This is a genomic window from Bacteroidota bacterium (genome assembly GCA_016194975.1).
Classification (GTDB): Bacteria; Bacteroidota; Bacteroidia; order Palsa-965; family Palsa-965.
The window spans coordinates 84,775-99,362 of record JACQAM010000026.1; the positions used below are offsets into that span (position 1 = coordinate 84,775).

General features: G+C 42.3%; 15 protein-coding genes. 7 read left to right on the forward strand and 8 right to left on the reverse strand.

All coding sequences use genetic code 11. The features are described from left to right. Positions 1 to 139 precede the first annotated feature (139 nt). From HY064_16960 to HY064_16970, 3 genes are read left to right on the forward strand one after another with little or no spacing between them, the layout of a single operon-like run. Positions 140 to 973, forward strand: coding sequence for a 1-acyl-sn-glycerol-3-phosphate acyltransferase (locus HY064_16960; GenBank protein MBI3512354.1), 834 nt, complete (start codon positions 140 to 142; stop codon positions 971 to 973). Between the two features lie 18 nt (positions 974 to 991). Further along, on the forward strand, positions 992 to 1,924 hold the full coding sequence (locus tag HY064_16965; GenBank protein MBI3512355.1) for a GNAT family N-acetyltransferase: 933 nt from the start codon (positions 992 to 994) through the stop codon (positions 1,922 to 1,924). Positions 1,925 to 1,943: 19 nt separating this feature from the next. Further along, entirely contained in the window at positions 1,944 to 2,546 is a 603-nt protein-coding gene (locus HY064_16970; GenBank protein MBI3512356.1) for a YihA family ribosome biogenesis GTP-binding protein, read from the forward strand. 5 nt (positions 2,547 to 2,551) lie between these two features. Here HY064_16970 and HY064_16975 read toward each other — a convergent pair whose 3' ends face one another. From HY064_16975 to HY064_16990, 4 genes are all read right to left on the reverse strand, one after another. Next, complete coding sequence (locus tag HY064_16975) at positions 2,552 to 3,160, reverse strand: hypothetical protein (protein ID MBI3512357.1); 609 nt, start codon at positions 3,158 to 3,160, stop codon at positions 2,552 to 2,554. A 139-nt stretch (positions 3,161 to 3,299) separates the two neighbouring features. Then, positions 3,300 to 5,120: a gliding motility-associated C-terminal domain-containing protein gene (locus HY064_16980; GenBank protein MBI3512358.1), complete on the reverse strand. Its 1,821-nt coding sequence runs from the start codon at positions 5,118 to 5,120 to the stop codon at positions 3,300 to 3,302. 63 nt (positions 5,121 to 5,183) lie between these two features. Next, a complete protein-coding gene (gldC, locus tag HY064_16985) occupies positions 5,184 to 5,537 on the reverse strand; it encodes a gliding motility protein GldC (protein MBI3512359.1) in 354 nt (117 codons plus the stop codon). Positions 5,538 to 5,572: 35 nt separating this feature from the next. Beyond that, positions 5,573 to 6,595 (reverse strand): hypothetical protein, encoded by a 1,023-nt coding sequence (locus tag HY064_16990; protein MBI3512360.1) that lies wholly within the window; start codon positions 6,593 to 6,595, stop codon positions 5,573 to 5,575. A 57-nt stretch (positions 6,596 to 6,652) separates the two neighbouring features. Here HY064_16990 and HY064_16995 point away from each other — a divergent pair, with 57 nt between their 5' ends. From HY064_16995 to HY064_17005, 3 genes are read left to right on the forward strand one after another with little or no spacing between them, the layout of a single operon-like run. Next, a complete protein-coding gene (locus HY064_16995) occupies positions 6,653 to 7,456 on the forward strand; it encodes an outer membrane beta-barrel protein (protein MBI3512361.1) in 804 nt (267 codons plus the stop codon). 1 nt (position 7,457) lies between these two features. Further along, entirely contained in the window at positions 7,458 to 8,270 is an 813-nt protein-coding gene (locus tag HY064_17000) for a DUF481 domain-containing protein (GenBank protein ID MBI3512362.1), read from the forward strand. A gap of 36 nt (positions 8,271 to 8,306) precedes the next feature. Further along, complete coding sequence (locus HY064_17005) at positions 8,307 to 9,935, forward strand: NAD+ synthase (GenBank protein ID MBI3512363.1); 1,629 nt, start codon at positions 8,307 to 8,309, stop codon at positions 9,933 to 9,935. Between the two features lie 74 nt (positions 9,936 to 10,009). On the opposite strand, the gene HY064_17010 is transcribed toward HY064_17005, so the two are convergent. The 3 genes from HY064_17010 to HY064_17020 form a co-directional block, all read right to left on the reverse strand. Beyond that, the gene (locus tag HY064_17010) at positions 10,010 to 10,504 is read right to left on the reverse strand and encodes a redoxin domain-containing protein (GenBank protein ID MBI3512364.1); all 495 of its coding nucleotides are present in this window, start codon (positions 10,502 to 10,504) and stop codon (positions 10,010 to 10,012) included. Between the two features lie 86 nt (positions 10,505 to 10,590). Next, positions 10,591 to 11,202: a hypothetical protein gene (locus HY064_17015; protein MBI3512365.1), complete on the reverse strand. Its 612-nt coding sequence runs from the start codon at positions 11,200 to 11,202 to the stop codon at positions 10,591 to 10,593. A 94-nt stretch (positions 11,203 to 11,296) separates the two neighbouring features. Then, positions 11,297 to 12,133, reverse strand: coding sequence for an NAD(P)-dependent oxidoreductase (locus HY064_17020; GenBank protein MBI3512366.1), 837 nt, complete (start codon positions 12,131 to 12,133; stop codon positions 11,297 to 11,299). 124 nt (positions 12,134 to 12,257) lie between these two features. Between HY064_17020 and HY064_17025 the strand changes: the two genes are divergently transcribed. After that, entirely contained in the window at positions 12,258 to 13,307 is a 1,050-nt protein-coding gene (locus HY064_17025) for a VOC family protein (protein MBI3512367.1), read from the forward strand. A 121-nt stretch (positions 13,308 to 13,428) separates the two neighbouring features. Here HY064_17025 and HY064_17030 read toward each other — a convergent pair whose 3' ends face one another. Next, positions 13,429 to 14,556 carry an acyloxyacyl hydrolase gene (locus tag HY064_17030; protein MBI3512368.1) on the reverse strand — a complete coding sequence of 376 codons (1,128 nt, stop codon included), beginning with the start codon at positions 14,554 to 14,556 and terminating at the stop codon, positions 13,429 to 13,431. Positions 14,557 to 14,588: the final 32 nt, after the last annotated feature.

The following is a 14,588-nucleotide window of genomic DNA, read 5'->3' on the forward strand; positions in this document are numbered from 1 at the left end:
AAGCGGCAGTCCGCAAAGGGCTTTTTTTAACCGGATCAATTGTTGTAAATCTGAAAAAGTAAGAGATCATTGAGATTTCAATTAATTCCGGATAATACGATCAACGTCTCATTTTCAAAAAGGGAATTACTTTTGCGCAGTGAGTGCTGAGAAATTAATAGATATAGAAAAGATCATAGCGGCGAAAAACCCGAAGCTTCTGAAATGGCTTCCCGGGTTTGTTCTCCGTTACATCAAAAAGATCTTGCACGAAAATGAAGTGAACGATTTTTTTGAACGCAATAGTCACTTGCGGAATATGGATTTTGTGAATCAAGTGCTGAGCGAATTCAATACAACGGTCATTGGAAAGAATACGGAGAATATTCCGCGACAAGGCGGATTCATTCTTGCTTCTAATCACCCGCTCGGCGGTTTCGATGGTCTTGCTCTTATGAAAGCTGTTTCACCACAGCGTCCCGACATCCGGTTCCTGGTCAATGATATTCTGCTTTTCCTGAAAACAATGGATGATCTTTTTGTGCCGGTGAATAAACACGGATCCCAGACAGCGATCACCAGGATCGAAGAAACTTATAGCTCCGATAACGCTATACTTATTTTTCCTGCGGGGCTGGTGTCAAGAAAACAGAAAGGAAAAGTGCAGGATCTCGAATGGAAAAAAAGTTTTATCGCCAAAGCCATCCAGTATAAAAAGCCGGTTGTTCCCTGTTTTATTGACGGAAAAAATTCTTCGCGATTCTATAATTTTGCGTTGTGGAGAAAACGCTTCGGAATAAAGTCGAATATTGAAATGTTTTATCTGGCTGACGAGATGTTTCTCCAGCGGAATAAAACAATAACTATTACCTTTGATAAACCGATCGACGCGGAAATTTTCGATCGATCGCATTCACACCGCGAGTGGGCACAACTGATGAAGGAACATGTTTACGCGATTGGTGAAGGAAGAAAAGGCCCGTTTCATGAATAAGTGAAGAAACACGATCCTATGAAGCCAGTAATTGCTCCCGTGAAGAAAGAGTTTCTCGAAAAAGAGCTGAATGAAAATACGTTCGTCCGGCAAGCGAATAACGGTGACAACTGTATTTACATCGTTAACATTCACAATTCCCCGAACACACTCTCAGAGATTGGCCGGCTGCGTGAAGTGAGTTTCCGCGCTGCAGGCGGTGGCACCGGCAAAGACTGTGATCTTGATGATTTCGATACCTGTGAAAATTGTTACGAACAACTCATTGTATGGAATCCCGGTGACAAAGAAATCGTGGGAGGGTATCGTTTCATACGTTGTATTCAAGCACAACTGCCCGATGGCGAGTATCATCTGGCTACTACAGAGCTTTTTTCTTTCAGTGAGAATTTCAAAAAGAATTTCCTTCCTTATACCATTGAACTCGGGCGATCATTCATTCAACCCGCTTACCAGCCATCGGTGAATAACCGTAAAGGATTATTTTCCCTTGATAACCTGTGGGACGGACTTGGCGCGTTGGTGATGGATAACCCCGACGTAAAATATTTTTTCGGCAAAGTCACCACCTATCGTCATTTCAATATTGTTGCGCGCGATTACATTCTTCATTTCATGGAACATTATTTTCCGGATAAAGATCATCTTGTTGTTCCCCTTCACGAAGTGATCATTAAAACTGATATTTCTGATTTTGAAAAAGAACTCGGGAACAATCCTTACAAGGAAGGCCATCGCATTCTCAATCATCGCGTGCGTGCGCTCGGAGAAAATATTCCTCCACTCGTAAATTCATATATGAACCTCAGCGCAACGATGAGAAATTTCGGCTGCGCTGTGAATACTGAATTCGGCGATGTGGATGAAACCGGCATCATGGTCTCCATCAGCGATATTTACCCGACGAAAAAAGAACGGCACATCAGCTCTTACAAAGGCCGGAAAAAATAATTCAACACTTGATTTTTTTGTGAAGATCACTTCGGCTACTTACATCACCAGCAGCACAAAACTTCTGCAATGCCCGAAGCCGGACAAACCGGAGTATGCATTCATCGGCCGTTCGAATGTCGGTAAGTCCTCGCTCATCAATATGCTCACGGGCGTACGAGGGCTCGCACGTATATCTTCAAGCCCGGGAAAGACGCAACTCATCAATCATTTTCTCATCAATGAAAAATGGATGCTGGTCGATCTTCCGGGATATGGTTATGCGAAAGTTTCGAAAGAAAAAAGAAATGAGTTCGGAAAGATGATCAGGAATTATGTTAGCGGAAGGGAAAATCTCATGTGCTTATTCGTACTCCTCGATTCACGTCTCCCGCCACAAAAACCGGATCTTGAATTCATGACTGAACTCGCGGAATTACAAATAGCGTTCTGCATGGTCTTTACAAAATGCGATAAAGTGGCCGCGTCTCAATTGCCGAAGAATATTGCAGCTTACAAAAAAATCATGAGTGAAGAATGGGAAGCGCTTCCAAAATATTTTCTCACGTCATCCAACACCGCAAAAGGAAAAGAAGAACTGCTGAAGTTCATTGATGATTCAAATAAATATTTCGAAAAATAATTTTTTCAGAATTTCAATCTTTTCTTTCTGACTGCATGCCCCGGCTTGCTGAATGTATCGAACTCGATTCCCGCACACATGAAAAGATTTCCGTTCCAGTACTGGAATTCCATGAAATAATTCTCGTCCGTTTTTACCGAATGGCCATCCTTCAAATATCCTGCGCGGAACCAGTTTTCTCCATATAAGATTCCGAACCCGCTTTCATCCCCGTCATCATCCGACCAACCGAAAAGCATCGCATTCACCCCGTAAGAAAAATCGAATCCGTACTTTGAATATTGACGCGGGCGATCGTATATCCGTAACTCAAACGATGCACTACCTCCGAAACCTACCGTTGCTTTTTTAATTGCATTACCGCGAATACATGCATCGGCAAGCAGGAAGAACTGATTGTGTAAGTTGATGACGGGGAATCCATACCCGAGTTCCAATGTTGGCCCTCCGCTCACGCCATATTGATTTCCGTACGCACTGAATCCATTCGATTCACTAATGAAATGCTGATGTTGCCCGTTGTTACGGTAGAAACGAGCGTGATCAAAACCTCTTTGCGCACTTGAAGTTAAAATGGCCAATGAGAAAATAATGAAGAGCGTAATTTTTTTCATGCAGAAAATTTACAGAAGCAAATTACAAAACCGCAACGGAACAATTCTGAATGAATTCTGAAGAAGATTGTTCGGGAATTTTTCTTCACAAAAAAAGCCGCAACATTTCTGATGCGGCTTTTGAAAAATATTTTTTTATTTATTGCTTCTTCGATCCTATGAGTGTGAGGAATCCCGTCTGGCTGTAATCCTTGGTATTTGTAAGGGCATGCAGTATGTAATAATAAGTTCCATCGGTGCATGGCAAACCGGAAGTAGAACGGCCATCCCAATGAATTTCTGCTGATTCACTTTCAAAAACTTTCACACCCCAGCGATCATAAATTTCAATTTTATATTCTTTGAATCCGCTGCTCGGAATATAGAATTCATCGTTATTACCATCACCGTTCGGCGAGAATACATTCGGAATGAGAACTCCTTCGAGTACAGTTACAATTTGAGTCATCGTATCTAAACAACCCTGTCCGGAAGTTGCGATCAAAGTAACCGTGTAAGTTCCGGAACTTGAATACCCGTGTGATGGACTTTCCTGCGTGGAAGTATTTCCATCGCCGAAGTTCCAGCTCCATGTTGAAGTGTTTGTAGAAAGATCATTGAATGAATAGGTGTTCAACCAGGGCCCCGAAGAAGTGGTATCAAAGTTTGCAAACGGAGAGGGCAATAAAGTAGGTTGGCAACTATCAGCAAGTGAAGGACAGTTGGTAGTTGGATCAAGAATATATACACTCACATATCCGCTTCCACTTGTCCAGTTCACAGAGAGCGAATCTGTTCCTTGTCCGGAAACAATAGTTCCATTTCCGGGAACTGACCAAACATAATTTCCTGTTCCGGAAGTTGTAGCAGTAAAAATATTATTCGCAGAATTCTGGCAGACTGAAGGGCAAACGATAGAAGGTGCCGTTGGATGAACAGCAGTGAGAACGTATGGAAAACCAGCGGTTGCAAATAACCAGTTCGTTCTTGTCATTGTGGTGAATACCCCGGAAGCGCCGAATGAAACTGTACTCATGTCATTCCAGTTCGTAGATGCATTTCTCCAGTGAGACATTCCACTCCAGTTTCCATCGGAAGCAGGAATGTAATGCAATGTGATCGTTGCAGGATCGGCACCGGCAGCGCGATCTATCGCGTGATAAAAAGTATCATTCGCAAGACAGATCAATCCATCATTTTGAGAACGGAGGAATCCATCATTATCAGGATTCCAGTTGATGAATCTGACGTGATATTCATCTGTGGTAACAGCAGCAGTATTATCAAGTATCACCGGGCGATAACGTGTGAGAACAACACTTGATCCTGTTGGGAAATAATAAGAACCTCCACCGACAGCAGTTGCTCTTGAAAAAGTTCCGGGGTTTAAACTGCTTACAAATCCTTCGGAACCGGGAGTCTGGTTATTCTGAACAGAAGTTGTAGCTGTGTTCTGAACGAAGAAAATATTCGTTTGCGTTTCAAGTTCACGATCATTGAGTGAATCAACACCTGTCGGGCCGGAGATCGCATTCACCAATTGCAAAGTTTTTTTCCTGTTATTGCCAACACCATTTCCGAGTAACGTAAGATTATTGAAAGAAGTGACTGTATTATTCACACTGGTAATGAACTGCTGTGTATTGCCGAACATACGCACCGTACTATTGTTCCCGACGAAAGTGGCGTTATTAATCCAGTCCTGTTCTACCTGGTAAGTTCCGTTTCCCTGTGAAGAGGAAGAGTTATTTATCGTAAATGTTCCTGGAAGAAGAAATGTTGAATTCTTTGTAGTGGTTATCGAACCGTTGTTGGTAAGTGCAGTGGTATTGTCAAGAGTAATTCCTCCATTGCAATACAGAACACCACCCGGTGTTACGGCAACGGTTGCGCCATTGGAATAAAAAATTTGTGAACGCAGAGACGTTGTTCCTGATAAGGCAATTAACAAACAGAACAACAGGGGGTATTTTTGCTTCATGGTCAATTCGGTTTAAGCCAGACTGATAACAAATAAACAAAAAAAAACGCACAAAAAAAAGTGTTATTTATTGGTATTTCCGGCATTTCCTTCTCCTTCAACCAGGTTCATTTTTTCAGCAAAATATTGACAAAAATCGCGTAAGTCTCCTGCCATTTTTTCTTCTCCGGTAGCGCGGGTAAAAGTATCAGACATCGTAAGCAGGTTCTGATGGAAAAATTGTTTCATTTCATCCACAATTAAGTGTTTGGTCCACAGGTCAATGCGCATGGTGGATTGTTCTTTTTCATCCCACATGGCGAGCATAATGGCTTTACATTTTCCTCCCTCGTTTGAATCGCTGGCTTTCCATTCAATGGAATCGGGCAGGTTATTCTCATCCAGAGTCACCGAAAAATTGATCGTCGCTTTTTTCATGGAACAAAGTTAGCAGTAAACGTATGTCTTCCGGATCAGAATTTCGGTTTGTATTTCGCACGGTTAAGAATGGACTGCGCATCTTTAATATTCATCAATTCATCGAGAGAAACACCCGGATTTTTATTCATGAATGATTCCACGATCCGCAATCCTATCCAATTGCCCACCTTACCGGGCGACTCGCGTGGGAAATCGGGTGTGAATGGTGCATCTTCAGTGTAATGCTGCAGATCATCATCATTCTCTGAATATAATTTTTGTTTATCAATCAGTGAACTGTACATCATTGCTTCATTGGCCAGACACCATTCGATCTGCTTTTGAGAATAACCAAGAATAATACTGTCGGGTGAATTTCTCATCAATGCTTTTTCGAGGTAAAGAATTTTTCCTTCGTACACCATTTTATTCAGCACATCATTCTTCGGTGGATCATAAGGAAATTCGCAAAGCATCCATCCTTCCACAATATTCGAAAGCATATATTCTTTTGTGCAATGTATTTTTTTATAGGCCGGCCATTCCAGTTCTTCATAAGCTGCATTCTGCGGACCGAGATAATATTCAAGACCGATACCAATGTAACCTCCCTCTATATAAAGAACATTGTAATCGACACCGCTCATATCCGTATAAACGCCCTGGGGCAATTTTCTTTTCGGAAAATGATATTTAAAATGTGCGAATGCATCGGTCAATTGACTTTCAAGATCTGAAAATCCGTTTTTGAAAAGTTCATTCGTCTGTTTGTAAAGATCACGATAGGCATAATCCGAAAGAAAAAAACGCAGATCCTTATCATGGTCCACAGAATCGGGACCGGAACGATAGATCACATTATTAATAAAACCATCGCTGAACACACCATACTTATTGTGTAAAGCAGCAAGGCCTGTTTGTAAATGTGCAGTATCAAGACTGAAAAACTCTTTTTCGTAACGGATAATTTTTACCGGTGGCACTTTTATTGCTGATACGTCGACGTCCAGCCGGTCGCTTCCGCACGACATGATCACTGCTGCGATGATCACCAGGAATGGAATAAGTTTTCTCATAATATGAAATTCAAAATTATCGTATTATTGCACAACGTAAACCCGAACAAAAAAATTATGAAAAAGATACTCTTCATTTTTCTTGCATTCACTTTCGGAAGCAAGTACGCATTTACACAGGACAGCGGTGAAAACGACCTCAAGAATTTCCGCTTCGGACTCAAAGCTGCCGGAATGCTCACCTGGTACAAACCCGACGATGTAAAAAAATATACCAGCGGCGGCGTTTCTGCAAGAGGCGGATACGGACTCATCACCGATTTCCGTTTGAATAAAGTGGCTTGTTTCGAAACCGGCCTTCAGGTTGACTATGATCGCGGAAAACTGAATTTCCTCACTGAAAAAGATACCAACTTTTATTACCTCGATAAAGACGGAGCGCTCATCGCAAAAAGTGATTCTGCAGCGGGAACGATCAAGTACCGCGTGAACATGCGCGATTATCACACCACTTATCTCACCATTCCTATTACACTAAAACTGAAAACGCCTGAGATCGGTTCCATTACTTATTTCGGCCAATTCGGACTCAATGCTTCTTTCCGCCTCAAGAGCAGAACAACGGATGATGTGAATTCTGTTTCGGGACTTGTGATCGGCGGGCATTCGACACAAACCGATCTGCTCAATACAAAAGACATGAACATGTTCCGCCTCCAGTTGAATATAGGCGGTGGTGCAGAATGGAGCCTGGCCGGATCTACCTCCATGGTTTTCGGACTCAATTGGTACAATGGATTTTCAAACGTATTGAAATTAGATTCTGAATATTTATTCAGAACACCCAGCAATGGTGGTGTTGCAAGCAAGCAAAATGCAAAATCAAGTTGCATTGCGCTGACGATCGGTGTTCTTTTTTAAAATGAAAAAAATATTCCTCCTGAAGGTCGCTCTTAACAGCGGCCTTTTCTTTTTACGGATGAAACATATTTTTATTTTTTTTCTTTTTCTTTTCTCCGGGATTTTTTCCCGTGCGCAGGTGCTCAATGTGGAGTCGATGCGTTTTTACAATGATAGCAATGGGTGGATTGGCCGCGTGAACCTTGGATTTTCTGCGCGACAGAATGTGAATTCCATTTATGCATTCGATAACACCATTCACGTTCAGTATAAAAAAGGAAGAAGCCGGATTATTTTTCTGAATGATCTTGATTTTACAAAAGCGAACGGAGAAAATTTTGAGAACACCGGTTTTCAGCATGTGCGTTATAATTATCGTCTTGGCGACAGCACGCGATGGATCGCAGAAAGTTTTATCCAGTCGCAATACAATAAACCGATGAAGATCAATTTCCGTGGCGTTACCGGGGCAGGAATACGTTTTCAGTTGCTCGCGAAAAAATCAATTCATCTTTACGTTGCATCACTCTACATGTTCGAGCACGAAATAGATGAAGGCGGAAAAATTTATGATGACAACCGAATCAGTTCTTATTTCACTTTCTCTGTCAATCTTTCTGATAAAGCGGAAGTCAACAACACGATCTATTACCAGCCGGCCTTTATAAATTTCCGCACCGACTACCGCATTTCCGAAAGTCTGACTTGCATTTTCGACATTTCAAAACATCTCGGCATCTCTTCGAATTTTGAAATGGCCTACGATACGAAACAACCGCCGGGGATTCCGAATCTCTACTGGAATCTCGAATCAGGACTCTCCTTCAGATTCTGAATCTCCCCTGCAGAATTTCACGTTAACTTTGTAACGATGAAGATCGCGCTTGCACAGTTGAATTACCATGTCGGGAATTTTTCTTCCAATACGGAAAAGATCATCGCGAATATTCAACGCGCAAAAAAAGAAGGCGCTTCTCTTGTTGTTTTTTCCGAATTGTGCGTGTGTGGTTATCCGCCGAAAGATTTCCTGGAGTTCCGTGATTTTATTTCGCGTTGTGAAAATTCGGTGAACGAGATCGCGCATGCATGCACAGGCATCGCGGCGATCGTAGGTGCGCCCGCACGTAATCCGCGCGTGGAAGGAAAAGATCTTTTCAATGCGGCTTATGTTCTCGCTGATGGCAAAATAAAAAGCGTTCATCACAAAGGACTTCTTCCGAATTACGATGTGTTTGATGAATACCGCTATTTCGAACCGGCAAAAGAATTTCATTGCGCGCTGATCAATAACAAAAAAATTGCGATCACGCTCTGCGAAGATCTCTGGGATGTGGAAGACGACCTGATGTACACGCAATGGCCGATGGAAGAACTCATCAAAGAGAAACCCGATCTCATGATCAACATTGCCGCTTCACCTTTCAGTTATGATCATGCAGAAATGAGAAGGGTTGTGCTAAAACGCAACGTTGAAAAATACAAAGTCCCGCTCCTTTACCTGCAACACGTGGGTGCACAAACGGAACTGATCTTCGACGGCGGATCGATGGTGCTGAGTTCCAAGGGTGACATTATTCATGAGATGAAATATTTTGAGGAAGATTTCAAAATCATCGACCTCACCCAAAACCCAAAACCCAAAATCCAAAATCCAAAATCTTCGGAAGAATTAATTCATGAAGCACTTCTTCTCGGGATAAAAGATTATTTCCTGAAAATGAATTTCTCTAAAGCGGTTCTCGGACTCTCGGGGGGAATTGATTCTGCACTCGTACTTGTGCTGGCAGCGTGCGCGCTCGGGAAAGAAAATGTTCTGCCCGTGCTGATGCCTTCTGAATTTTCTTCGCAACATTCCATTGACGATTCGATCGCGCTTTGCAAAAACCTGGATTGTAAATATGAAATCATCCCGGTCAAAAGCAGCTATGATGAAATACTGAAAATGCTTTCCCCTGTTTTTAAAAACACGGCATTCAACGTAGCGGAAGAAAACATACAGGCGCGCCTGCGTGCGATCACACTTATGGGCATCGCGAATAAATTCGGGTACATTTTACTGAACACGACGAATAAAAGTGAAGCAGCCGTTGGTTACGGAACGTTGTACGGCGATATGTGCGGTGGAATTTCGGTGATAGGCGATGTGTACAAAACGCAGGTGTATGAGCTTTGTAAATTCATCAATTCTTCAGCGAAAATTATTCCTGAAAATATTTTGAGCAAAGCTCCTTCTGCAGAATTACGTCACGGACAAAAAGATTCTGATTCGCTTCCGGATTATTCCATTCTCGATAAAATTCTTTTTGAATACATCGAGAAACGACAAGGGCCGAAAGAACTGGTTGAAATGGGATTTGAAAAAGAACTTATAGAAAGAATTCTGAAAATGGTGAATAGCAGTGAATGGAAGAGGGCACAACTTGCACCGGTACTCCGGGTTTCTCAGAAAGCATTCGGCAGCGGAAGACGATTGCCGATCGTGGGAAAATATCTCGGGTGATTACAAATAGATCGATTACAGATAGATTTGAAATTTATCGGAAGATCGCGGAGCATAATTTAAATACCGGTCCTTCATCTCTTCAATTCGCGGATCAGTTCCTTTCCGGTCAATTCATCCTGCGCAAAATAAATCAACCGCTGATCTTCATCGTAAATGTGAATGGAAGGCGTGTAGTGCGCGATCGTGAACGTGTAATACAACAGATCTTTATCCCAGAGCACAGTGATGAATTTACTGCTGTCGAGATGGTAATCCGAGGCAAACTTTTTTAAAGACACACTGTCCGCGCGGGAAACAAAAATGAATTGTGTTTTCGGGAAATATTTGATGCTGTCTGAAATGAGTTGAGCTTCCTGCTGGCAATGTTCGCATTTAGGATTGAAATAGATCTCCACAGTTTTCATATTACTTTTCAAACTGTCAATGGTAAAATATTTTCCGTCGAGCGTGTAATACAGGAACGGCGGCATTACTTTAAGCGAATCATAAAGACTTAGGGTTGGAGTTTGCCCGAATGAAAACAAACAACTGATCATGATAAAAAAAAGGCAACCCGCTTTTTTCATTCTCAAATTTAATTAAAACCGAAGGCAGATGCAATTCAAATCGTTGGGAAGATTTGGTGCACTGCTGAATATAGAATGAAGAATTTTCACTTATTCTTCGAGATCGAAAGCACCGGGTGAATTTCAATTCCCGTAGGCGCAACACCGAGTTGTCCGTGAACTTTATCGTAGAATGCAATTCCTGTAATGGAATAAACCGCATTGGTATCGATCTCCTGCGAAGCGGATAATGTATTCTGAAAATCCTTTCGCGCCTGCACGTACTGCGAAAGATGTGAACTGAGTTTGACAGAAGCGCACCATGGATCAGGAATTTCGCCGATCATTGTTTTGGATGGATCATTCAGATCTACGAGCACGAGATGAAAATCTCCATCATCACTCAATTTGTATTCGCGGATGCGGCACTGAATCGAATACGAATTGAACTCTATTCCGAAACGCGAAGTGCTGTCGCCTGAAATTTTTTGCGGCAGAATGGTGATGAGTGATGCGACCGTTGAATTCTGCGCCGTGTAATTTATTTTTTTCTCACCAGTGTCAGTAAGCGTTTTTATATTCCAGCGGTCTCTTCCTGTGCAATTCGGATCTTTTTCATCGGGTTGGAGATAAAAATAAACAAGCGCAAAAACCGCGACCGCGGTCACCAGCAGGATCAGGAAAAGATAAATGAAGAATTTTTTATTGGGCAGTTTCATTTTTTTGAATTTTGATCCTTATTGTGAAAGTGAATGTATTTCCTTTTGTTCTTCTTCTTGGTTTTTTGGGATTGGGAATTGGGAATTTGTTATTTTACAAAAAGATATCGTTCATCAATTCTCCTCCCGGCGTAACTGCATATTTTTCAAGATCTGTAATTCCATTCTTAGCAAGAACTTCTTCGTCAATGAAAAAATTTCCGGTATCGCGCGAATTGAAAATAAAATAAGCGGTGTCAGCAAGAATTTCCGGCTTACGCGATTTACGCATCAGTTCTTCTCCTCCTAAAATATTTTTCACCGCCGCCGTTGCAATGGTGGTGCGCGGCCACAATGAATTCACGCAGATATTATCTTTTTTCAATTCCTCCGCCATTCCCATCGTGAGCATACTCATTCCGAATTTGGAAATAGTATATGGCGCAAAATGTGAGAACCATTGTTTGTCGATGTGAATGGGTGGAGATAAAGTGAGAATGTGCGCCGATGATGATTTTTTCAGATGGGGAATGCAGTGCCGCGATACGAGATAAGTTCCGCGCGTGTTGATGTCCATCATGAGATCATATTGTTTCGCCGGTAAAATGGAAACGGGAGAAAGATTGATGGCGCTCGCATTATTTACCAGAATATCTATGCCGCCGAATTTTTCCACGGCCGCTGCCACAGCCGCTGTCACCTGTTCTTCTTCGCGGATATCGCATTTCACGGGCAAACATTTTCCGCCCCGCCCGACTGCGTCATGCGGGCGGGCAGCTTTTTCAATTTCAGCAGCTGCCGAAAAAATTGTTCCGCCGAGTTTCGGATTTTCTTCAGTTGATTTTGCAGCGATCACAATGTTCGCGCCCTCGCGCGCCATGCGCAACGCGATAGCTTTTCCAATTCCGCGACTGCCGCCTGTGATGAAAATAGTTTTGCCTGTAAATGTCATTCGCTAAAGTTAGCCACAGATTTCACAGATTCACGCAGATTTTTTTCAATCTCATGTCTCACGTCTCACCACTCACATCTATATTTGCAGACAATTTATCATTCATCATTTATCATTCAACATTATGGTCATCTCCGGCATCCAGCAAATAGGAATAGGAATTCCAGATGTTCACGCCGCATTCAAATGGTATCGTCAGCATTTCGGAATGGACGTTCCGGTTTTTGAAGAAGCGGCCGAAGCAAATCTCATGCTGCCTTACACCGGCGGAAAAGGCCATTCGCGTCATGCCATTCTCGCCGTGAATATGAAAGGCGGCGGCGGATTTGAAATATGGCAATACACTTCGCGCAAACCGGTTCCTGTTCCTTTCGAAATTCAACTCGGAGATATCGGACATTTTGTAACGAGAATGAAATCGGATGATGTGAATGCATCGTATAAATTTCTGAAAAGTAAAAACGCTGATATTTTAAGTGAAGTAAAAAAATCTCCTGACGGGCAACCCAATTTTTTTGTTCGCGATCCGTGGGGAAATATCTTTGAAATTGTTCCGGGAACAGATTGGTTCGGAAAAGGAAAACAACATACAGGCGGGCCTGCGGGCGCGTTACTCGGTGTGACAGACATTGAACGTTCAAAAAAATTCTACGGAGAAATTCTTGGATACGATACTGTGGTTTATGACAAGAGTGGAAAATTCGATGATCTGAAAAATCTTCCCGGTGGAGATGTGGAATGCAGAAGAGTTTTACTGAAACATTCGAAACCGCGCGCGGGTGCGTTCTCGCGATTGCTCGGTTCATCACAAATAGAATTAATTCAAGTCGCCGGAAAAACAAGAAAAATTTTCGAGGGAAGATGGTGGGGCGACCGCGGATTCATTCATTTGTGTTTCGACATTGTGGGAATGAATGAAATGAAAAAATTATGCGAAGAGAAAGATCATCCGTTCACTGTTGACTCAGCAAACAGTTTCGACATGGGGGAAGCGGCCGGGCATTTTTCATACATAGAAGATCCGGATGGAACACTCATTGAATTTGTGGAAACGCACAAAGTTCCCGTGCTGAAAAAACTCGGCTGGTATTTGAATTTAAAAAATCGTCCTGCAGAAAAACCACTGGCGGATTGGATGGTGAAGAGTATGGGATTGAACCGGGTGAAGGATTGATTACAGCCTTCGACAAGCTCAGTCTGACAATTATGGAATGACAAATTACAGATTGAAAAACTCCTGAGATGGTCATTATTCGTCTTTCAATCGGAAATTTGGATTTCTGTAAAATTTGTCATTACTCCTTACACTTCTTCCTTGTAACAGGTATAGAATACCCGAAACCGAATTCGAAAAAATCGGCATGCGCCCAGCGTGTTCTTAATGTAAGACTGGCAACAAAATGATCATTGATCTGGTAACGCAATCCAATGCGATGAAAAAAATGATACGGCACTCTGCTATAAGCGTAATAACCCATTTCAACCGGCATAGATAATCGTCCTACGACCAAAGCAAATCCGGCTTTTACTCCCACTTGCACATTCTGAACAGGATTTGCAAGCCCGATGATCGTATCGCTTTTGTAACGTTCGTACAACGATCCGTCATACAATACTTCTGCCCCGGCATTCCATTTTATTTTTTTTCCATTGAACGTTTCATAATTAATTGAAACAACTCCGGCAGTATATTTTTTACTATCGCCGCGTGTGAGCGCAGCCCATCCGACAGAAGCATAAGTGACCACATGAAAAGTTCTTACCCTGCAGATGACAGTATCCGGCATTTGCATTTTATTGTTTTCACCGAAATGATATCCGAGCCCGAGATTGAACGACACCATATTTATTCCGAGGTTCGGCAGTTTCATCGCTCCATTCGAAAAATGGGTCATCCCTATTCCTGTTTCTATCCGCCATTTTTCCGACAACCGGATCTGCGCATTGAGACGGAGATTCACAAATCCATTCATGTTCGATCCGATCATAATGTTAGTCGGATTGTCCTCGCCATATTTTTTTGTGACATATCCGAGCGATGTGCCGACTTTGAATTTCAATGCAATTATTTTTCCCTGCGCAATATTGAAATTAATGAACGGGTAAAATGAAAAGCCATTCCCGAGAACTGCAGGATTTGCAAACTGAACGCCGACGAACGTTACACCAACTTCCGGGCAATGATAAATGCAATGCCATATTTTTTTTCCGCAGACCGGCCGCGAAAAATTGACTTCTATCGCTGTTGAATTTCCGCCCACCATATCGCGGATATAATTATGCTGGGCGAGAATCATTCCATCATGCGCATTTATGGAAAAATAAAAACCGGAATTATTGTTCTGAGAAAACGAAAAGGAAGAAACCATGATCTGCACACCGGTCAGAAAAATGCAAGCCCGCTTCATGGAAATATCAAACATCTTTTTTTTCTGAATAAATATACAAATAGAAA

What these genes read in the sequence shown, in the direction of transcription:
- HY064_16965 (MBI3512355.1), top strand. Translation starts at nt 992, where the DNA reads ATGAAGCCAGTAATTGCTCCCGTGAAGAAAGAGTTTCTCGAAAAAGAG.
- HY064_16975 (MBI3512357.1), bottom strand. Translation starts at nt 3,160, where the DNA reads ATGAAAAAAATTACGCTCTTCATTATTTTCTCATTGGCCATTTTAACT.
- HY064_16980 (MBI3512358.1), bottom strand. Translation starts at nt 5,120, where the DNA reads ATGAAGCAAAAATACCCCCTGTTGTTCTGTTTGTTAATTGCCTTATCA.
- gldC (MBI3512359.1), bottom strand. Translation starts at nt 5,537, where the DNA reads ATGAAAAAAGCGACGATCAATTTTTCGGTGACTCTGGATGAGAATAAC.
- HY064_16990 (MBI3512360.1), bottom strand. Translation starts at nt 6,595, where the DNA reads ATGAGAAAACTTATTCCATTCCTGGTGATCATCGCAGCAGTGATCATG.
- HY064_16995 (MBI3512361.1), top strand. Translation starts at nt 6,653, where the DNA reads ATGAAAAAGATACTCTTCATTTTTCTTGCATTCACTTTCGGAAGCAAG.
- HY064_17000 (MBI3512362.1), top strand. Translation starts at nt 7,458, where the DNA reads ATGAAAAAAATATTCCTCCTGAAGGTCGCTCTTAACAGCGGCCTTTTC.
- HY064_17005 (MBI3512363.1), top strand. Translation starts at nt 8,307, where the DNA reads ATGAAGATCGCGCTTGCACAGTTGAATTACCATGTCGGGAATTTTTCT.
- HY064_17010 (MBI3512364.1), bottom strand. Translation starts at nt 10,504, where the DNA reads ATGAAAAAAGCGGGTTGCCTTTTTTTTATCATGATCAGTTGTTTGTTT.
- HY064_17015 (MBI3512365.1), bottom strand. Translation starts at nt 11,202, where the DNA reads ATGAAACTGCCCAATAAAAAATTCTTCATTTATCTTTTCCTGATCCTG.
- HY064_17020 (MBI3512366.1), bottom strand. Translation starts at nt 12,133, where the DNA reads ATGACATTTACAGGCAAAACTATTTTCATCACAGGCGGCAGTCGCGGA.
- HY064_17025 (MBI3512367.1), top strand. Translation starts at nt 12,258, where the DNA reads ATGGTCATCTCCGGCATCCAGCAAATAGGAATAGGAATTCCAGATGTT.
- HY064_17030 (MBI3512368.1), bottom strand. Translation starts at nt 14,556, where the DNA reads ATGTTTGATATTTCCATGAAGCGGGCTTGCATTTTTCTGACCGGTGTG.